Source organism: Halovulum sp. GXIMD14793 (assembly GCF_054457435.1).
Window position 1 is genome coordinate 1 of the sequence record NZ_JBTLNE010000025.1, and the last position, 20,156, is coordinate 20,156.

Below are 20,156 nucleotides of genomic sequence, written 5' to 3' on the forward strand. Positions count from 1 at the left end.
CTGCCGGGCAGTGACTGCCTGTCTGTCAAAGTCCGTCTGCTCAAGATCGCCTCCCGTTTTTGATCTTGAATCAAACGAAAGATGATTTGGGAATCCCCTAAATGCAGACGCCGCCTAGTCCAGCGACTTCAGCACGTCCGACAGTGTTCCGATCAGTGTGTCGATCTGATCCTTGCTGATGATCAGCGGTGGGCTTAGCGCAATGGTGTCGCCGGTGGTGCGGATCATTACGCCTTTTTCATAGGCGTTCAGGAAGGCGGTGAAGGCGCGCTTGGTGGGCTGGCCTTCGATGGGTTGCAGTTCAACCGCGCCGATCAGGCCCAGGTTTCGGGTGTCGATGACATGCGGATGATCCTTCAGCGAATGCACCGCATCGGCCCAGTATTCCGACATCTCATCCGCGCGGGTCAAAAGACCCTCTTCGGCATAGGTTTCCAGCGTTGCCAGACCAGCGGCTGACGCAACCGGATTGCCGGAATAGGTGTAGCCGTGGAACAGCTCGATCATGTGCTCCGGACCCTGCATGAAGGCGTCGTGAATCTCTTTGGTACACAGAACGGCCCCCATTGGGATCACGCCGTTGGTCAGGCCCTTCGCGCAGGTGATCATATCAGGCATGACATCGAAATATTCCGCTGCAAACGGCGCGCCGATGCGGCCGAAACCGGTGATCACCTCGTCAAAGATCAACAGGATGCCGTGTTTGGTGCAAATCTCGCGCAGGCGTTTCAGATAGCCCTTGGGCGGGATCAGAACGCCGGTGGACCCGGCCACCGGTTCCACGATCACCGCCGCGATGGTCGAGGCATCGTGCAATGCCACGATCCGCTCCAGTTCATCGGCGAACTCCATACCGTGTTCCGGCAAGCCGCGGCTAAAGGCGTTACGCTTGGGGTCATGGGTATGTGGCAGGTGATCGACGCCCGTCAGCAGGGTGCCAAAGCTGCGGCGATTGGTGACGATCCCACCAACCGAAATTCCGCCAAAACCGACACCGTGATAGCCCCGCTCGCGTCCGATCAGGCGGGTACGTGTGCCGTTTCCTTTGGCCTGATGATACGCTAGGGCAAGCTTCAAAGCAGTGTCGACCGCTTCTGACCCGGAATTGACAAAGAACGCGTGTTCAAAAGGCTCCGGTGCCAGGTCAGTCAGTCGGTTAGCCAGTTCGAATGCCTTGGGATGACCCATCTGAAAGGCAGAGGCATAGTCAAGTGTTGCAACCTGTTCCTGCACGGCTTCGGTGATCTTGGGCCGGCAATGGCCGGCATTGCAGCACCACAGGCCGGCGGCACCATCCATCACCTGACGCCCATCGGCAGTGGTGTAATGCATGTCCTTCGCGCCGACGATCAGGCGAGGTTGCTTTTTGAACTGCCGGTTGGCCGTAAACGGCATCCAAAAGGCATTCAGGTCATTCGGTACGCTGCGTTGGGACATCGCCGCCACTCCTGCAAAGGGTTAGATTGCAGTATGCTATGCTTATTGAAATTGACGTCAAGAAAACTCTTAAGTCTTTGGTAAGGGCCGCAGCGCTTTGATATCCTGAACAAGATTGCGCCAGGTGATACCGTCCCGCACGTCAGCCAATCGCAGCGCCCGATACAGTACCAGACAGACCAGCCCGCAGATCAGTGCGGAAAACAGCGTGTCGGACAGGAAATGCCGTCCCATGATGATCCGAAGGCCCGCGCCAATTGTGCCGCCGGCTATGGCTATGCCAAGGATGATCTGCCGCCACCCCCGATCCCGCCCGGTCATGAACAGTATCGCCAGCACAATCGTGGCAACCGTGATCGCCGCCCCCTCGCCCGAGGAAAAGGCGCAGTTGCGGGGGCATTGGTCTGTCATCAACAGGGGGGGCGTGAATTCCATAGGCCCGCCAAACGGCTCAACCAACGCAGGGCGGGCGCGGCCCCAGTGCGATTTCAGGACCAGATTGACGATGGCCCCTGCGCCAATGGCAAAAGAGCCCAATACCCAAACATGAAACCGGCCGGGCAGATGCGGTGCGCGGGCTTTCCATAGGCTGGCGATCAGCAAGACCAGCGATATCAGGATGATCAGGCTGTAGCTGATCTGAAAAACGTGCCGTAGCCCCTGCATCACCGGATTGCGGTTCAGTGGAAAGCTTTTGCCCGGTTCATAGAACAGGCCAGACACGGCGAGGTCGATCTGCGGGGCGGCCAGAAACAGCACCGAACAGCCGAACAGCGCGCCAAAAAACAGCGTCAGGTGAGACATAAAACGGTCGTCAGGCGGCATGTGCGGCAAGTCCAAGCATCCGGCGGGCCTGCGCAGCCGTTGCCACGGGGCGCGCATGTTTTTCGCACAGATCCGCCGCGCGCTGGACCAGCGCTGCGTTTGACGGGGCCAGTGTGGCGCGGTCAAGGCGGATGTTATCCTCCAACCCGGTGCGCACATGGCCCCCGGCGGCGATACACCATTCGTTCAAAACGATTTGCCCCGGGCCGACGCCCGCGCCGCACCATGTCGCATCGGGCAGCAGGCGTTTGGTGGTCTGGACGTAGAAATCAAACACATCGCGATCCACAGGCATCGCGTTCTTGACCCCCATAACGAACTGCACATGCAGCGGGCCGGTCAGCCGCCCGTCATCCAGCATTTTGCGGGTCTGGAATAGATGCGACAGGTCAAACGCCTCGATCTCGGGCCGCACATCATATTTGTGCATTTCCGCTGCCAGCCAATCGACCAGATCGGGCGGGTTTTCATAGACGCGGGTCGGGAAGTTGTTAGAGCCGACGGTCAGCGAGGCCATATCGGGCCGCAGAGACAGCATCCCGCCACGCTCTTGCCCGGCACCAGAGCGCCCCCCCGTTGACAACTGGATGATCATGCCGGGGCAGTGGGTTTTAAGCCCCTCCATCAGTTGCGCGAATCGATCCGGGTCCGAAGTCGGGGTTTCGTCATCGTTGCGCACATGGCAATGCGCGATTGAGGCCCCGGCCTCGAATGCCACCTGCGTGCTTTCGATTTGTTCGGTGATGGTTGTGGGCACCGCCGGATTGTCTGCCTTGCGCGGGACAGAGCCGGTGATGGCAACGCAGATGATACAGGGATCAGACATTCAGATATCCAGAAAAACCGTTTCGTTCGGACCCTGCAGATGAATATCGAAACTGTAAACCCCATCGCCCTGGGCCTGTGCGATCAGGGTTTTGCGCCGCGCCGTCAGCTCAATGCGGTTTAGCAGCGGATCATCGGCATTTGCGGCCTCTTCATCGCTGAAATAGCACCGGGTGTGCAGGCCCAGATTGATGCCGCGTGCCACGATCCACAGGGTGATATGCGGAGCCTGATCCTGACCATCGGGGAAAGGCACCTTGCCCGGCTTGACGGTTTCAAAGCGATACTCGCCGGTCTTGGCATCTGCCGGACAGCGGCCAAACCCGGTGAAATGCGGATCCGGCGTGCCGCGTGTTTCTGCGGGCGCATTGTGAAACCCGTTCGCATCCGCCTGCCAGATCTCCACCATTGCGTCGCGCAGCGGCGTGCCGGTCCCGTCAATTACCCGGCCCGTCAGGGTGATGCGCTGTCCCTGCACATCGCCGGTGATCATGGTTGCGCCCAGATCACCGGGATACACCCCGTCTATCCCGGCGAAATTCGGCGTGCAGCCGATATGAACATAGGGTCCGGCGGTCTGCGAGGGGCTTTCGGGCAGGTATCTGGGTTGGTTGAACATCACGCCCCCTCCGCCCGGTTTTCGAACATGGTCTGGCGACGCCCGCGCAGCACGATGTCAAAGCGGTAGGCCTGCGCATCCATTGGCACAGTCGCGCCCATGTCCAGCTTGGCCGTCAGCTGGTCAATCGCGTCGTTGTTAGGAATGGTGCGCACAATGGGGCAGAGCGGAACCAGTGGGTCGCCCTCGAAATACATCTGGGTAATCAGCCGCTGCGCAAACCCGTCCCCGAAGACCGAGAAATGAATATGCGCCGGGCGCCAGTCGTTTGGCCCGTTTGGCCAAGGATAGGGGCCGGGCCGTACTGTGCGAAAGTGATAATTCCCCTCCGCATCCGTAACGCAGCGCCCGCAGCCGCCGAAATTGGGGTCCAGCGGTGCAAGATAGCTGTCATTGCGGTGCCGATAGCGCCCGCCGGCATTGGCTTGCCAGACCTCGATCAGGGCCCCGGCAACCCCGTGTCCGTTTTCATCCTGCACCCGGCCATGCACAATCAGGCGCGGACCGATGGCAGCCTCGCCCGGTTGGGCGAAATTGACGATCAGGTCATTGTCCTGCGGGCCAAGAACGGTGTGACCAAAGACCGGGCCTGCCACCTCGGACAGGGTGGAGGGCATCGACAGTTTTGGCAGATGCGGTGCCCGCGCGACCGAGGTTTTGTAACCCGGCGCATAGGCGGGTGGGTGCCGCGTCAGGTTGCGGGTCATAAACCGGTCAGAACTGGTCATCCGCTGCCTCCATCTCTGCGTAGGTTTGCTTGATGATCTTGATGGCATGATTGGCCCGTGGCACGCCAGCATAGATCGCGACATGTAGCATCGCTTCAATCAGGTCTTCCTGACTGGCACCGGTATTGACGGTTGCACGGGTGTGCATGGCCAGTTCTTCGAAATTCCCAAGTGCGGCCAGCAGCGACATCGTCACGATGGACCGTTCGCGCATTGTGAAGTGTGGCCGCGACCAGACAGAGCCCCACGCCCCTTCGGTGATCAGGGTCTGGAACGCGTCGTCAAAATCGGTTCTGGAGGCTTCCGCCCGATCCACATGCGCATCCCCCAGCACCTTGCGGCGGATCGCCATGCCTTTTTCATATGTTTCGGACAACCGGTCCTCCCCGCGTATGGTGCTGATATTTCTACAGAGCTTTGCGGGTCTTGTCAGCCAGACAGTTTGCACGCGGGGCTTAGGTTGTGTCCCCGGACAGGCCCTGCAGGATCGGACAATCCGGGCGGTCATCGCCCTGGCAGCGTTGGACAAGCTCTGACAGGGTCGCTTTCATCGCCAGCAACTCCGTGACTTTCTGGTCAATCGTGTCCAGATGCCGGTTCGCTACGGCCTTGACCTCGGACGAGGCCCGCGCGCGGTCATCGTAAAGGGCCAGCAGGGTCCGGCAATCTTCGATACTGAAGCCGAGCGAGCGGGCGCGAGAGATGAAGATCAGGCGGCTGACAGCCTGTTCCGAAAAGTCCCGATACCCATTGGCGCGGCGGTCGGGTGCGATCAGGCCGATCTGCTCGTAATAGCGGATGGTCTTTGGGGGCAGGTCTGCGGCCTTGGCGGCTTGGGCGATGTTCACGACGGCCTCCAGCGTTTCAGCAGCAGAGAGTTGCTGACGACCGAGACGGAGGACAACGCCATGGCCAGCCCGGCCAGCATTGGCGACAGATAGCCAAGGGCGGCGACGGGGATCAGCACCACGTTATAGGCAAAGGCCCAGAACAGGTTTTGCCGGATTTTTGCAGCCGTCGCGCGGGCGATATCCAGCGTGGCGGCAACCAGTGAGGGCCGGGGCCGCATCAGCGTGACACCGGCGGTCTGCAGGGCAACATCTGTGCCGCTGCCCATGGCGATGCCCAGATCGGCCGCTGCCAGGGCCGGGGCATCGTTGATCCCGTCGCCGATCATGGCCGTTTTGGCACCTGCGGCGGCAAACGCCTGAATGGCGGTGGCTTTGTCTTCAGGCCTCATGCGGGCGCAGACCTCATCCAGACCAAGTTTCTCGCCGATTTCGCTGGCGGTGCTTTCTGCATCGCCCGTCAGCAGAACGGTTCGGATGCCACGCGCCTTGAGGCTTTGGATGGCCGCCTTTGCATCCGGTCGCGGCTGATCGGTCAAGGCAATCAGGCCAAGCGCGGTGCCTGAGCGTGCGACCCAGACCACTGTTTTCCCTTGTTCCGTCAGGGCTGCGGCGGATGCTTCGTCCGCATCCGGTGCGGCGAAGTCATGGGTGCCAATCCGAACCTGTTCGTCGTCAACCCTGCCTTCGATCCCGGCCCCGACACGTGCATGGATATCGGCGGCATCAGGCAGCGCTCGGTTGCGGGCCTCTGCCGCTTGCACAATTGCCTTACCCAAAGGGTGTTCTGACCCGATTTGAACGGCTGCGGCGGTTGCCAGCAAAGCCTCGTTCGTGCCGTTGAAGGCCAGAATATCGGTCACAGTCGGTTTGCCCTCGGTCAGGGTGCCGGTCTTGTCGAACACCACAAGATCAATACGGCCCGCCCGCTCCAGCGTGTCGATATCCTTGATCAGGATACCGGCCTTGGCTGCTGCCCCTGTTCCGGCGACCAGGGCGGTTGGTGTGGCAAGGCCAAGCGCACAGGGGCAGGCGATGACCAGAACGGAAATGGCGGCGACCAGCGCAGGCTCAAACCCTGCTCCGGCAAGGATCCAGCCCAATAGCGTCAGCGCCGCGATGCCCAGCACCACCGGAACAAACACGGCGCTGATCCGGTCGATCAGCCGTTGAACGGGGGCTTTGCCTGTTTGCGCGTCGGCGACCATTTGGGCGATGCGCGCGAGTGTCGTATCCGCGCCGATCCGCTCGGCCCGGACCAGAATGCGGCCTGTGCCGTTGATCGCCCCAGCGATCACTGGGTCGCCGGGGCGGCGCAGAACCGGCAGAGGTTCGCCGGTCACAAGGCTTTCGTCCAGCTCGCTATCGCCGTCCAAAACCACACCATCCACGGCAAGGCGCTCGCCCGGGCGCAAAATCACGGTGTCGCCCATCAGAATGTCAGACGCGGGCAGGGTAATTTCCTGCCCGTCGCGCAGCACCTGCGCGCTTTCGGGCCGCAGCGCCAGCAACGTGCGCAGCGCTGCCGCTGCGCTGGTCTTGGCGCGGGCCTCAAGAAACTTGCCCGCCAGCACCAGCGTGATCACGACGGCGGATGCCTCAAAATAGAGATGCCCTGTTGCTGCGGCCCCGTCGCGCAGCAGCACCCAGAGCGAATAGAAAAACGCGGCAGAGGTGCCCATGACCACAAGATGATCCATGGTGCCGGTCCGCGCCTTCAGCGCGGCCCAGGCGCGGATATAGAACTGTCGTCCGATGATGAATTGCACCGGCGCGGCCAGCGCCAGTTCGGCCCAGGGCGGCAGATGCCAGCCCAAACCCAGCCACATCGCGACCATTTGTGCCAGCAGGGGCAGGGTCAGCGCTGCGGCAAGGATCAGTTCGGTCAGCCCGTCCGCGTGATCTTTGTCCGCCGGGGTGGTGTCTTCGGGCAGGCGGCTTTCGAACCCGGCCTCGGTAACGGTGTTGACCAGATTATCCGGGCTGACCCGTGCTGGGTCGAAGGTGATCGCAGCCGTCTCAAGCGCAAGGTTCACGCTGGCATCGGCAACGCCGGGCACAGCGCCCAGCGCGGCCTCCACCCGTCCTGCGCAGGAGGCGCAGTGCATGCCGCTGACCGGTAGGGTGATCCGGGATGTTGGTGGGTGCATACCTGTGACTGTCATAAGGGGGCCTTTCTTATGGCTGGAGATAGTGGTTCCAGTAACTGGAAGGTCAAGGGGTGCAGCGCGGATTGCCAAAGCGCGGTCATCTCTGGCACAAAAGCGCAGGATCATCCCCGGGGGAGTTGCCGGATGCGCGAAACCTTTGTTGTTGCCGATGACGCTCTGGCGGAGGGCTTGTCCGGTGTGCGCATCATGGCGCTGTCCGACTGGGCCGATGGGCTGACCGAAACTTCGCCCGGGCATCTGGCGGCAACGGAGCTGCCATTGGGTTTTCTGCTGACCGATACCAGCCTTGCGGACGACCGGTTGCGGCGGCTGGTCGAAACCCTGCACTGTCCATGCGTTCAGGCAGCAGAGGACCCGTCAGCGGCGCTGCTGACATTGCTGGCCGACGCGGCAGTGACACGTCATGCGGAGGCTGCCGATCTGCGTACAGCGCTGGCCAGCCTCAGGCGAGAGCACGCAGCCATGCAGACCCGGTTCACCCGGTTCGAGGATTTCGTCTATGACGCATTGGCCCCAAAATATGTGCTGGCGCATCACTGGCACCCGACGGAGGAGGCCTTGCGTCTGGAGCCGGGCCAATCCCTGACGCAGGCGCTGCCAGTGTCCTCTGTCGCGTTTGCCGCGCTGGATATCTCGGTAGTTGAGGTCGGGCCCGAGGCGCCGGTGCTGACCCTGACCATTGCCCGCCCCTCTGGCGGGCCGCTGGCTGATCCGGTGGAATTGGAGCTGGCCGAAGATTATCGCGGCTGGGCGCGCTTTCATCTGCCGCGCGCCCTGAAAGGGTTTCCGCAGGATGTGGTGGCAACGATCACAACCAGTGCGGCGGTCAGCCTGACCACAGCCTTGCCCAGCCCGGTGGCGCGGTATCGTTCGCGCCGCGATACCGTTGAACAGGCCGGGCCGCTCGCCCTGCGCGTTTTCAAGGGGCTGCCCGGTGCGCAACTGCCCGAAACCCATCCGCCCCGAACCGCCCCGCCGCTGGATCCCAGACCACGGCTATTCACCGCCTATGACCTGACCCCGGCAGAGTTGCTGCCCGCTGCCCCGGATATGATCATCGAGGCGGACGCAGCGGACTATTTCGCGTGCGAATACTGGGGCAAGGAAAACGCTTTTCTGGTGCATCCCAGTGTGCATTTCCCGGTGGTCGCGGTGGCACAGAACCTGGCAGCGACACGGTTGGTCCGGCTGGCGGCGTCGATCCAGAGCGCCCGGCAGGATTGCGACACCATCGCCTTTGCCATCGGGGCCGCGCCCGCCGGTGTGGTCAGCAATTCTGAGCAGGCGCTGGAATATCTGGGCCCCTGGCAGGTGCTGCGTCCCGGCGAATGGGGCATGTGCGAGGCGATGCCAGCGCAGCCGATCAGCGGGTCTTATGACCTGTTCATGGCCACCTCGATGGAAGGGCATCCCAGCAATCAGAACGCCTGGGCGTTGTTCCGCGACTTCCGCATCACCAATTCCGGAGACACCGCGTGAGCGACGCGCCCCGTATCGCCGTGATCGTGCCGACCTATCGCCAGGGGGCCTTCGCGGCCGAGGCTATCAGCAGTGCCCTGACCCAGGATGCTGCACCGCCTTTTGTCGTGGTTGCGGTGAATGATGGTTGCCCGCAGCCCGAAACTCAGGCGGTGTTGGACGGTCTGACTTTGCGCCATCCCGGCCGTGTTTTCGCGCTGCATCAGCCCAACCGGGGCCTGTCTGGCGCGCGCAATGCTGGCGTTGCGTTTGCGCGGCAGCGCTGGCCGGGGCTTGAGGCGGTGTTCTTTCTGGACTCCGACAACCTGCTGGACCCGCATGCGTTGGGCCTTATGGCGCAGCTGCTGGAAACCGAGCCCGAGGCGGATTGGTTCTATCCGAAATTCGATATGTTCGGATTGCCTCTGGCCCAGCATACCGGCGGCCCGTTCTCGGTCGCCCGGCTGGCGGAAGGGAATTATTGCGAGGCCGGATCACTGGTGCGCTGCCGGGTTTTCGAGGCCGGGGTTCGGTTTGATGAAACCATGCGGCATGGCTATGAGGATTGGGAATTCTGGTTGCAGGCCTGCGCCGCCGGATTTCGCGGTCACCCGATCTATGAGGCTTTCTTTCGCTACCGCAAACGGCCCGGCAGCATGCTGGCCGGGGCGCATCAAAGTGATGCCGTGTTGCGCAATGTGGTCAAATCCCGCCACCGCTGGCTCTATGATAAGGACAAGGTGTTGCGCCATGCCCTGGCAGAGGGGCCTCTGATCAATGTGATCGGGCCGGGCGGCACGGCGTTCCGGATGAGAGACGTCGGCTGCCTTGAGGTGGCAGAGCCCGCCGATCTGATCGAGGAGCTTTATGCGTTTGCCGCCGACGGGCCTCGCCGCCGCACTGCGCCCTATTGGTTGCTGAGCGGTGTAGACGGTCTGGAGCTGCTGCGCGATACATGTCTGGCACCGGGTTTTTTGTGTCACATGATCAATGGGCTGGAAACAGCGCCTGCGACGACGGCCACCTTCACTGGCAACTCTGCGAATACCCTGTCGATCCGACTGACACAGCCCGGGTGGCATAATCGCGAGCCGGTCTGGGATCAGACCACCAACAGGGTCGAGGGGCGGGACTACCGGGTGGCGTGGTTTCTGAACCAGATCGCCCCGGCGCAAATGCTGGTGCTCAGCACCTCGCATCTGTCAGGGGTCGTGACCAAACAGGGGCAGGAGGCGAAGCTGGACCATCTGCTGCGCGATTTGCGCCCGCAGGATGTCACGGTCAGCCGCCCGGATGGCGCGGCGTCCGGCGCAGTGACCGAGGGACTGATCCAGTTGCTGGCAGCGGTGGAAGCGGCACCTTTTGCAGGCTGCGACCCGGCGGCTCTGTCTGGCTGGCGCACGCCGCCCGAAATGTTGGGGCCGCATGATCTGGGCCTGATTCTGCGGCGCAATCTGGCGGGCAATGCGCCCTATCTGGCGGTACAGCGGGACCGCCCGCAGATTGGTTTTGTGGCCGCGCATCTGCAATTCGGCGGGATTGAGAAATGCATGATCGCCATGGCAACCGCGCTGCGCAGCCTTGATGTGGACGCGCATCTGTTTGTCTATGGCGATCAGGATTGTGCCGCGACACCCTGGCTGCGAGAGGCTTTTGCATCGGTCCATATAGTGCGTCATGCGGCGCTTCGGTCGTGGAATGGCCCAGCCTATCTGGGCACCAAGCTGGCGGATCGCCCCTCGGACGAGTTGATGGCGGCCATCGTTGGTCCGCTCTGCGGCATGGACGCGGTTGTCAATTCCGGTTGCTCTGTCCTGAACCACGGGCTGGACCAGTTGCGGCGGCGGGGCATTCGCACGCTGACATGGGAGCATCTGCTTGAAACAGAGACATATGGCCGGTCCTACGGCACCCCTTATCTGGCGCTGGCCTATGAGGCCAGCTATGACCGCGTCCTGACCTGTTCATATCGTCTTGCCGACTGGTTGCGGGCCGAAGGTGTGGCGGCGGAAAAGCTGGTGACGCTGCCAAATGGCCCGGGTTTTGTTTGTGATGCCGACCGATTGGCTGCGGGACGTGCAGACCGGCAGGCCCGTGATACCGCTGCGCCGCTTCGCGTCGGCTTTCTGGGCCGGATGGATCGGCAAAAGGGTCTGGACCGGTTCCTTGATATCGCTACTCGATGCCGCGACGCCAATATGGCGTTTCAGATCACCGGACGCCCTGTTGTCGCCGATCGTGACGTACCCGACATCCCCGACTGGATTGCCCAATATCCCGCCGCCTATGACCGGCCCGAGTTGGAAGCTGCCTATGACCGTATCGATGTGTTGTTGATGCCATCCCGTAACGAAGGTCTGCCCCTGACAATCCTTGAGGCGCAGCGCGCCGGTGTGGTGCCGATCTGTACGGATGTCGGTGCTGTCAGCGAAGCGATTGACCACGGTACCAGCGGCTTTGTTGTGGATGAAACAGAGGCGGTTCCGGCGATGGAACATCTGCTAAGGCATCTAGAACAGGACCGGGCGCGACTGAAACGCATGGCCCGCAAAGCCCCGCCGGATCAGGATATCTGGGCGCAGAACGCGCAGCGCCTGATGGATGCGATTGGCAGCATCAAAGCGAGGTGACAAAGGCCTCCAGCCGGTTCGCGGCGGTGCTCAGTTCCTCATCCGCTGCGGCGAAGGAAATGCGGAAATAGGGGGACAGGCCAAAGCCCGCGCCGCCGACCACGCCCAGATTGGCCTTGTCCAGCAGGGCTGCAACGAACGTGTCTTCATCCGCGATATTACCGCCCAGAAGCTGTTCGATACCGATGAACAGATAAAATGCCCCCTCGGGCCGGTGAACCTGTAAGCCGGGTATACCTGACAGGCGGTCGCAAAGCATGTTCCGTCGCCGCTCAAAGGCGGCGCGCATCCCCACCACGGTTTCCAGCCCGCCGTTCAGCGCGGCGGCGCTGGCGGCCTGGGCAATGGCATTGGGGTTGGTTGTGGACTGCGATTGCAGGGTTTTCATTGCCTGGATCAGATCGCGCGGCCCGCCCGCATACCCCAATCGCCAGCCGGTCATTGCATAAGCCTTCGAGACGCCATTGACCGTCAGCACCCGATCCGCCAGCTCCGGGCAAACCTGCGCCAGCGTGTGAAAATCGCGCCCGTCATACCGCAGATGTTCGTAGATATCGTCGCAGATGGTGAGGATGTTGTGCGGGGCCAGGACTTCGCCGATTGCTTTGAGGGCGGTCTTGTCCAGCATCGCGCCAGTGGGGTTGCTGGGGGCGTTCAGCATCAAAGCCTTGGTTCGTGGTGTGATCAAAGCCGCGATGGCCGCCGCGTCGGGACGGAACCCAGTTTCGGGCCCGCAGGACAGGATAACCGGTGTGCCGCCCGCCAGCCGTACAATATCGACATAGGACACCCAGGCCGGGGTCGGGATAATCACCTCATCCCCGGCACCAATCAGCGCCATCAAAGCATTGAAGATCACCTGTTTGGCCCCGGTCGAGGCGATGACTTCGTCAGCGGCATACGCCAACCCGTTTTCCCGGGCGAACTTGGCACGTATCGCGTCCTTCAGTTCTGGCGTGCCATCAATAGCAGTGTATCTTGTCTGGCCATCCCGCATCGCTTGGATTGCGGCCTCCTGAATATGGGGAGGCGTGTCGAAATCCGGCTCACCTGTCGTCAGCGAAATCACCGGATGGCCTGCGGCTTTCGCATCTGCCGCGCGGGCCATGGCAACGGCCGTGGCCGACGGTCCGATCCGGTGCATCCGGTCTGCAAGTTCGATCATGGCAACACCTCCGCCACTGTAGGTAACGTGGTTCGGTGGCTTTCACCAGATAGCAAGCATCGCACGACTCTGTTCTTGCTATGAAGGGGCTGGGTCGCTAACGACAAGCTACTGGAAGAGAAGCCCGAAAGGCACGACCATCATGAGCGCTCGAAAAGACTATTTCTTTACCTCTGAATCCGTTTCCGAAGGCCATCCGGATAAGGTCTGTGACCAGATCTCGGATGCTGTCATTGACCTGTTGCTGTCAAAAGAACCCGAGGCCCGGGTCGCGGTTGAGACCGCGGCAACCACCAACAAGGTGGTGATGATGGGCGAGGTTAAGGTCAGCGATGACAATGCTGTATCGCAGGACGAAATGATCGACACTGCCCGTAAGGTGATCAAGCAGATCGGCTATCGCCAAAAGGGTTTTCATCACGATACATGCTCTATCGACTGCTATGTGCATGAGCAAAGTGCGGATATCGCGCAGGGCGTCGATGCCGCTGCCAACAAGGATGAGGGCGCGGGCGATCAGGGCATTATGTTCGGCTACGCCACCACCGAAACGCCGGAATTGATGCCGGCCCCGATCCTGTATTCTCACAAGATCCTGAAACGTCTGGCCGAGGTTCGCCATTCCGGCGAAGCCGCGCAGCTGGGCCCTGACGCCAAATCGCAGCTGACCATTGAATATCGCGACGGCAAACCGGTGCGGGTGGACACGATTGTTCTGTCGACCCAGCATCTGGACGGCGACATGACCTCCGATGATGTGTGTGACCTGGTGACGCCTTACATCATGTCCGAACTGCCCGAAGGCTGGGTGGATGCCAACACCGTTTGGCACGTTAACCCGACGGGACGTTTCGTGATCGGTGGGCCGGATGGCGATGCCGGTCTGACCGGACGCAAGATCATTGTGGACACCTATGGCGGTGCGGCCCCGCATGGCGGCGGCGCGTTCTCGGGCAAGGATCCGACCAAGGTTGACCGCTCTGCCGCTTATGCGGCGCGGTATCTGGCCAAGAACATCGTTGCTGCCGGTCTGGCGGAGCGCTGCACCCTGCAGCTGTCCTACGCCATTGGCGTGCCCGAGCCGCTGTCGATCTATGTCGATGCCCATGGCACGGCCGAGGTGGACCCGACCAAGATCGAAGATGCCGTGCGTCAGGTCATGAGCCTGACCCCCCGGGGCATTCGCACGCAGTTGGGCCTGAACAAACCGATCTACCAGCGGACCGCGGCTTATGGCCATTTTGGCCGCCAGCCCGAGGCAGATGGCGGATTTTCCTGGGAACGCACGGATCTGGTCGATGCGCTGAAAGCGGCCATCTGAAGTCTTGAATTATGCAGTAAGCCGGGGCGGCTTGGGTCGCCCCGGCTTTTGAATTGTCTAGCGACTAGTTGTTTCTGACGGGCTATTTTCCGGCTGTTATGCGTCAGCTTTAACGTCCGAATTTCCCGGCGCATCACGCGCAGATAAAGTCGCCTTTTCCCGCATAAAGATCTACCACAAGATCGGTGTTGTTGCGCCTTAGCGCTTGCTGGTTCAGCGATCCCTTTTCGGTGATCTCGCCACGGTCAAAGCTGGGCGCGTGCGGCAGGACCATGGCGCGTCTGACGCGGGTGGCAGAGCCGGTTGCCTCCCTAGCAGCCGCGGCCAATCTGTCGGTCAGCGCCGCCATGCGCGCCGTGCCCTCCATTGTCTCCGCCGTGTCCGACAGGATCAGCAGCGCGCCCAGTTCCGCCTGGTTCTCGCCCACGATAACGGCATCGCGGATCAGGCCCTGCATTGCATCGACAAGACCTGCGCGAACGGCCCCGACCGGGACCCAGGTGCCGGTGCTGAGTTTGAAGTTCTCTGCGATGCGCCCGTCAAAGAAGAAGCCTTTGGAAAAATCCCCCGGATCAGCAGGGCGCAACGCATCGCCCATGCGGTAGTACCCCTCATCGTCGAAGGCCTGCCGTGTCCGTTCAGCATCGCCGTAGTAGCCCGGCGTGATGCTGGGCCCTTTCAGCCGCAATTCCAGCTTGCCACCATTGGGGACCAACTTCATTGAAAGGCCCCGGGCCGGGACGCCGACATTACCGGACTTTTCCTGCACATCGGTACAGGCCAATGCGAAGGGGGCGGTTTCCGTGGCCCCCAGGCTTGTAGAGAGCAGGACCTCATGCCCGGTGGTTTTGCGCCCAATGGCGCGCAGTCGATCCCAGGTGTGCTGCGCCATGCCAGCGCCTGCATAGAACATCATATCGAGGCGACTAAAAAATGTGGCGGCCAGTTCCGCGTCTTTTTCCAGCTCTTCCACCAGCATGTCCCAGCCGATGGGCACGTTGAAATACCAGGTACACGAAATCTCGCGCAGATTGCGCAAGGTTTCATCGAATTTGCCGGGCTGCGGGCGGCCATCATCGATGTAATAGGTCCCCCCATTGGTCAGCACGAAGTAGGAGACTTTGTTGCCAGCTGCGGTGTGGTTCCAAGGGGCCCAGTCCAGCACCACGGGCGGGCCTTTCTGCACGAAACGGTAGCAATCGCGGACCATCGCCTGCATGGCTGAGATCATGCCATTGGTGTTGATCACCGCTTTGGGCGATCCGGTAGAGCCTGAGGTGAACAGGTATTTGACCACCGTATCGGGCTGCAGCTTTGCCCTTGCATCGCGCGCCAGGGCGGGATCGCCCTTCAGCAGGTCATCGAAAACAACACCCCTGTCCGGCGTGTTGGTCCGCGTAATCACATGGTGGTCCTCTGCCGCAATCGCAGCGAAAGCCGCAGCAAAGGCCTGTCCGTCATCGGCATATAGCGCGCCTGGTTGCAGGTTGGCGGCGATGTCTTTCAGCTTTGCATGATCTTTCGACAGTAGCGAATAGGCCGGGGACACGGGCGCATAGGGGATACCAGTGTAAAGGCAGGCTGCCCCCAGCAGCGCGTGTTCAAGACTGTTTTCCGACAGGATCAGAAGCGGCCGTTCGGGCCCTAGACCTAAGGCCAACAGCGCGCCGCCAATGGCCATCGCCTGCTGCCTTGCTGTGCCATAGGAAATGCGTTGCCACGTGCCGTCGGCCCCGCGCCGCGCGATCCAGGTTTGATCCGGCGTCTCCTCTGCCCATTTGTCCAGATAATCTGCCAGTATTGCCGGATGATCCGGCAGCGGTGCCGTCTGCCGCATGATGATCGTGCCATCGGGCTGATGATCATAGGTGAAGTCCGGGGTCCAGACATCCGGGTTGGTCATCTGTTGCCTCCGCACCTAAGTCCTAGTTGTCATCCACGCGGATCTTCCGCAGCAGGGCGAGCAGGGTCTTGCGCTCGTCCGCTGTCAGGCCAGACAGCACCGCATCCTCATGCGCCTGAACCGTCGCCAGCGCGGTGATATAGGTGGCGTGGCCCTGCTCAGTAGGGACCAGTGCATGGACACGCCGGTCGCCGGGCATGGCATCGCGGCGGATCAGGCCGCGTGCCTCAAGTTCGTCAACGATCGCAACCAGACCAGAGCGTTCGATGCCAAGCATGCGCGCCAGACCGCTTTGGGTAATCTCGGGGTGTTGCACAACCAACGACAGCGCTGAAAACACGCGCGGGGCCAGTCCGTCCTGCCCCATGGCGCGGCGAAAGTCTGCCTGGACAGTCACATAGGCGCGTTTCAGATTATACCCGATCAGCTTTTCCAGGTCGGGTGATTTCGGTGACCGAGGGTCGGCGCCCATCCTTTTCCTCCGTCCGTGTTTCGGCAATCAGTAGCGTAGATTGTTAACCTGGTAAACGAAATAACTGGTTTTGCTGCCCGGAAATGCACCAATACAGGTGTCAAACCCATTGACCCACCGCCGCCTGCATCCGAAGATCAGCTTAACAATAACCAACAGGGAGAGCTGAGATGAAGCATCTGGTTCTTTTAACTGCAGTTCTGGCCGCTGGTGCGGCTCAGGCCCAGCAAAGCGATATCACCATCGGTATGCAACTGGAGCCGCCGCATCTGGACCCAACCTCGGCCGCTGCCGCCGCGATTGATGAGGTGGTCTATGCAAATATCTATGAGGGCCTGACCCGGTTCACCGCCGATGGATCGGTTATTCCGGCGCTGGCCGAAAGCTGGGAGATTGCAGAGGACGGGTTGTCTTATACCTTCACCCTGCGTTCTGGTGTGACCTTTCATGATGGCGCGGCCTTTACCGCGGATGACGTGAAGTTTTCGCTTGAGAGGGCAAGGGCCGAGGACAGCACCAACGCACAAAAAGCGCTGTTTGAAGCCATCGACAGTGTCAATGTGATTGATGATACCACGGTGGAGATCACGGTTGCTCAGCCCACTGGTGCGTTGTTGTTCAATCTGGCCTGGGGGGATGCGATTATAATTGACGAAAGCGACGTCGAAACCCTGACCAGCGCGCCTGTGGGAACCGGACCATTCAAGTTCTCGAAATGGACGCAAGGCGACAGTATCGAGATTGTTAGGAATGCCGATTACTGGGGCGAAGCGCCGAAGCTGGAGAAGGCGACCTTCAAGTTCATTCCGGATCCAAACGCAGCCTTTGCCGCGATGATGGCGGGCGATCTGGATGCGTTTCCGGTGTTTCCGGCCCCGGAAAATCTGGCGCAGTTCGAGGCTGATCCACGGTTTAAGGTGATTGTCGGCTCCACCGAGGGTGAGACGATCCTGGCGATTAACAACAAGGCGGAGCCCTTTAACAACGTAAAAGTGCGTCAGGCGATTGCTCATGCCATCGACCGGCAGGCGATCATTGATGGCGCAATGTTCGGGTATGGCACCCCAATCGGCACGCATTTCGCGCCGCATCACCCGGCCTATCTGGATCTGACCTCCCGCTCTGCCTATGACCCTGAAAAGGCCAAGGCGTTGTTGGCTGAGGCTGGGTATGCTGATGGTTTCACTACCACGTTGAAGCTGCCGCCACCTTCATATGCCCGGCGCGGCGGAGAGATCATCGCCAGCCAATTGCGCGCGGTCGGGATCAAGACAGAGATCACCAATCTGGAATGGGCGCAGTGGTTGGAGGAAGTTTTCCGGGGTAAGGATTTCGGCCTGACCATTGTCAGCCATACCGAGCCTATGGATATCGGGATCTACGCGCGCCCGGATTACTATTTTCAGTATGACAATCCCGCAGTTCAGGCGCTAGTCAAGGGACTGGACGGCATGACGGATCCGGCTGACCGCGATGCGATCCTGAAAACCATCGAGGAAACCATCGCTGACGATTACGTCAACGCTTATCTGTTCCAACTGGCCAAAACCGGTGTCGCAGATGCCCGCATTGTCGGGCTGTGGGAAAACGCGCCGACACAGGCAAATGACCTGACCGGGGTTTATTGGGAAGAATGATCCACAAAGCGCCCCGCCTTTGCAGGTGGGGCGCTTTTTGTCTTATTTAGCGGCTTCATGCGCGACCAGCAGGTTGATCGCCATGGTCATGTCCGACAGGAACAGGTCCATTTCTTCACGAAAACGCACCAGATCTTCGCGTGAGATCTGTCCACCGGTTTCAGTCGCTTGGGCCACTTCGGTGATTGCGGTCCAGTGGCTTTTTGCGGTGACCAAACGATCCTTGATCTCTGGCGTCGGTGCCGGCGGGATATTTAGCCCCGGCATGCCGGTTATGAAAGCATCCAGAGAGTTGGAGAAAGTGGAAATGGTGGTGCCGAGGGAGGCACGCATCTCTTCAGTCTGGAAATCACGCGCGATCAGGCAGACCTCTTTCGACAGTTTCTGACCCAACATACGCTGACGCTCATAAAGGTCGATCAACAGTGCGGACATTTGTCCGCCTGACGCTGCGATCTTGTCACCATAGCGCGCGCGTAACTCCGAAACCAAGAGGTTGTTCAACTCAGACATCTCGCCAGTCTGGTCCATAAAGGTCTCGAACTGCGAAGGGGAAAGAGTTTGCCCCTGCCAGGCTGCCTGCCCGATTGGCGATACCCTGACCCATGTCTTGTCGGCCTCTTGCCAGCGACGGATGACGCGCTTGTCAGTTTCAGGGAAAAGTTCCAACTGCGGATTACCGAAATAGATACCCTGATGATACCAGCCATAAACATTCCATGTTACGTAAAGGTTCTGCAGGCTGCCCTTGGCGTCGACTTCGGACTGCGCGTAGCAGGTCGATTTGGCCATGCTTTCGGCCAGCATGCGTTGACGCCCTGCAATTGCAATACGCTTGCCAACGGTTTCAGGCGAGACAGCAATCTGGTCATTTTCATCGGCGGTCGCCAACTGCGGCCCCGCAACGGTCATAAACAAAGCAAGTGCGCCAAGGCACTTGCTTGCGAAGGTGTATGAGTCGGACATTCAAAAAAGCTCCTGCAATGCGCTAAAACACGAAGTGCGGAACCGAAGCCAACGTCCTTTGGTTGGCGTCGCCTCCTGCTCAGCGTGCTTTGATTTGAGTTTACTTAAAATTAGCTGAGGTGGCAGTATTGTGGTCACATTTGGACCAAAAACAGCTATCTTAAATAACAATAGAGTTTCCGCAGAGACAAATTGACGCGCTTGCGACTTTGGTCTCAGGTTCGACCTAGTTCGAACGGGCACAGCGTTTTTTCTATGCCCGCCCAACAACTTAAAAAAGCGGATGTTCTGTCGCTCTTAGGCTTGGGCAGCCTCATGTTCTAGCAACAGCTGGATGGCGGCTTTCATCTCGGACAGGAACTGCTCCATACCGGCGTCGAAGGCGATCAGGTCGTCCTTTGAGACAGGCTGGCCACTTTTTGCCGCCTCCGCCAGCGGAGCGATTCGTGCAAGCTGTTTTGTGCGCTGGCCAGTCTGTCTGCGACGTCCTGCGTCGGTGCTGCCGGAATGCCAAGCTGAGGCATGCCATCCTGAAACGCCGCCATCGAATTGACCAGCATCACTATGGTTTCATCCAGCTTGGCACGAGTTTTGTCTGTCTGGAAATCGCGAGCGATCAGACAAACCTCTTTCGTCAGGAGTTCCCCCAGCATCAACTGGCGCTCATAGAGGTCGATCAGCAGGCCTGTTACGATACCCCCCGTGCCTTCCAGCTCCTGTGCGTGCTGCGCACGAAGGTCGGCGATCAGAATCGAACTGAGGTCGGCCATCTCTGTCCATACTCTGTCGACATCGCGCCAGTGCTGGATCGCCGCTGGCTGCTGCTCAGCAGGGATACCGATTGTGGTGTCTCCATCAAGCAAGGCTTGATGCGTGCGGGCATAGATTTCAGAGTGCGCCACTAAGTCGGCACGATGCGTCTCTGCCTCGATGTCCGACTGCACAAAGCACAACGATTTGGCCATAGTTTCAGCCAGCATCCGCTGATTTCCGGCCAAAGCAATCCGTTTGGCCGTGATATCTGCCGCTGCATTGGTTTGTTCTGCGGCGGCTGGTTGCGCAAGCAGTGCTGCAGTAATGGCGATGGCTGCCCATCGGTTAGGTTTTTTAGAATGGTCCCCGAACATTCTGTTTTCCTGTAAGAATTGGTC

Annotated in this window: 17 protein-coding genes; 4 read left to right on the top strand and 13 right to left on the bottom strand. The window is 60.4% G+C overall.

The genetic code is table 11. The features are described 5' to 3' along the window. Positions 1-114 precede the first annotated feature (114 nt). The 8 genes from aptA to ACW9UQ_RS08900 form a co-directional block, all read right to left on the bottom strand. Positions 115-1,437, bottom strand: coding sequence for an omega-aminotransferase AptA (gene aptA, locus ACW9UQ_RS08865; RefSeq protein ID WP_458930658.1), 1,323 nt, complete (start codon positions 1,435-1,437; stop codon positions 115-117). A 69-nt stretch (positions 1,438-1,506) separates the two neighbouring features. Next, on the bottom strand, positions 1,507-2,262 hold the full coding sequence (locus ACW9UQ_RS08870; RefSeq protein WP_458930659.1) for a phosphatase PAP2 family protein: 756 nt from the start codon (positions 2,260-2,262) through the stop codon (positions 1,507-1,509). After that, positions 2,252-3,088 carry a beta-keto acid cleavage family enzyme gene (locus ACW9UQ_RS08875; protein ID WP_458930660.1) on the bottom strand — a complete coding sequence of 279 codons (837 nt, stop codon included), beginning with the start codon at positions 3,086-3,088 and terminating at the stop codon, positions 2,252-2,254. The genes ACW9UQ_RS08870 and ACW9UQ_RS08875 overlap by 11 nt, the downstream gene beginning before the upstream one ends. After that, a complete protein-coding gene (pcaG, locus tag ACW9UQ_RS08880) occupies positions 3,089-3,706 on the bottom strand; it encodes a protocatechuate 3,4-dioxygenase subunit alpha (protein ID WP_458930661.1) in 618 nt (205 codons plus the stop codon). It lies immediately after the preceding gene. Beyond that, a complete protein-coding gene (pcaH, locus tag ACW9UQ_RS08885; RefSeq protein WP_458930662.1) occupies positions 3,706-4,434 on the bottom strand; it encodes a protocatechuate 3,4-dioxygenase subunit beta in 729 nt (242 codons plus the stop codon). Before pcaH ends, pcaG begins: the two co-directional genes overlap by 1 nt. Further along, a complete protein-coding gene (gene pcaC / locus ACW9UQ_RS08890; RefSeq protein ID WP_458930663.1) occupies positions 4,421-4,810 on the bottom strand; it encodes a 4-carboxymuconolactone decarboxylase in 390 nt (129 codons plus the stop codon). The genes pcaH and pcaC overlap by 14 nt, the downstream gene beginning before the upstream one ends. Before the next feature lie 79 nt (positions 4,811-4,889). After that, positions 4,890-5,282 carry a Cu(I)-responsive transcriptional regulator gene (gene cueR, locus ACW9UQ_RS08895; RefSeq protein ID WP_458930664.1) on the bottom strand — a complete coding sequence of 131 codons (393 nt, stop codon included), beginning with the start codon at positions 5,280-5,282 and terminating at the stop codon, positions 4,890-4,892. Next, positions 5,279-7,447, bottom strand: a complete 2,169-nt coding sequence (locus ACW9UQ_RS08900; RefSeq protein WP_458930665.1) for a heavy metal translocating P-type ATPase — start codon at positions 7,445-7,447, stop codon at positions 5,279-5,281. The genes cueR and ACW9UQ_RS08900 overlap by 4 nt, the downstream gene beginning before the upstream one ends. A 129-nt stretch (positions 7,448-7,576) precedes the next feature. Here ACW9UQ_RS08900 and ACW9UQ_RS08905 point away from each other — a divergent pair, with 129 nt between their 5' ends. Both ACW9UQ_RS08905 and ACW9UQ_RS08910 read left to right on the top strand, forming a co-directional pair. Further along, entirely contained in the window at positions 7,577-8,932 is a 1,356-nt protein-coding gene (locus ACW9UQ_RS08905; protein WP_458930666.1) for a DUF6212 domain-containing protein, read from the top strand. Continuing rightward, positions 8,929-11,541, top strand: a complete 2,613-nt coding sequence (locus ACW9UQ_RS08910; protein WP_458930667.1) for a glycosyltransferase — start codon at positions 8,929-8,931, stop codon at positions 11,539-11,541. The genes ACW9UQ_RS08905 and ACW9UQ_RS08910 overlap by 4 nt, the downstream gene beginning before the upstream one ends. On the opposite strand, the gene ACW9UQ_RS08915 is transcribed toward ACW9UQ_RS08910, so the two are convergent. Continuing rightward, positions 11,528-12,706 carry a pyridoxal phosphate-dependent aminotransferase gene (locus tag ACW9UQ_RS08915; protein ID WP_458930668.1) on the bottom strand — a complete coding sequence of 393 codons (1,179 nt, stop codon included), beginning with the start codon at positions 12,704-12,706 and terminating at the stop codon, positions 11,528-11,530. The genes ACW9UQ_RS08910 and ACW9UQ_RS08915 overlap by 14 nt on opposite strands. Before the next feature lie 142 nt (positions 12,707-12,848). On the opposite strand from ACW9UQ_RS08915, the gene metK reads away from it, so the two are divergent. Continuing rightward, on the top strand, positions 12,849-14,027 hold the full coding sequence (metK, locus tag ACW9UQ_RS08920; RefSeq protein WP_458930669.1) for a methionine adenosyltransferase: 1,179 nt from the start codon (positions 12,849-12,851) through the stop codon (positions 14,025-14,027). A 133-nt stretch (positions 14,028-14,160) separates the two neighbouring features. Here metK and ACW9UQ_RS08925 read toward each other — a convergent pair whose 3' ends face one another. Together ACW9UQ_RS08925 and ACW9UQ_RS08930 are read right to left on the bottom strand one after the other, a co-directional pair. Next, positions 14,161-15,930, bottom strand: coding sequence for a feruloyl-CoA synthase (locus tag ACW9UQ_RS08925; protein WP_458930670.1), 1,770 nt, complete (start codon positions 15,928-15,930; stop codon positions 14,161-14,163). A 22-nt stretch (positions 15,931-15,952) separates the two neighbouring features. Further along, on the bottom strand, positions 15,953-16,402 hold the full coding sequence (locus ACW9UQ_RS08930; RefSeq protein WP_458930671.1) for a MarR family winged helix-turn-helix transcriptional regulator: 450 nt from the start codon (positions 16,400-16,402) through the stop codon (positions 15,953-15,955). 170 nt (positions 16,403-16,572) lie between these two features. Between ACW9UQ_RS08930 and ACW9UQ_RS08935 the strand changes: the two genes are divergently transcribed. Further along, a complete protein-coding gene (locus tag ACW9UQ_RS08935; RefSeq protein WP_458930672.1) occupies positions 16,573-18,039 on the top strand; it encodes an ABC transporter substrate-binding protein in 1,467 nt (488 codons plus the stop codon). A 42-nt stretch (positions 18,040-18,081) separates the two neighbouring features. On the opposite strand, the gene ACW9UQ_RS08940 is transcribed toward ACW9UQ_RS08935, so the two are convergent. Next, positions 18,082-19,005, bottom strand: coding sequence for a hypothetical protein (locus ACW9UQ_RS08940; RefSeq protein WP_458930673.1), 924 nt, complete (start codon positions 19,003-19,005; stop codon positions 18,082-18,084). A 386-nt stretch (positions 19,006-19,391) separates the two neighbouring features. Next, a complete protein-coding gene (locus ACW9UQ_RS08945) occupies positions 19,392-20,132 on the bottom strand; it encodes a type IV pili methyl-accepting chemotaxis transducer N-terminal domain-containing protein (RefSeq protein WP_458930674.1) in 741 nt (246 codons plus the stop codon). Between the last annotated feature and the right edge of the window lie 24 nt (positions 20,133-20,156).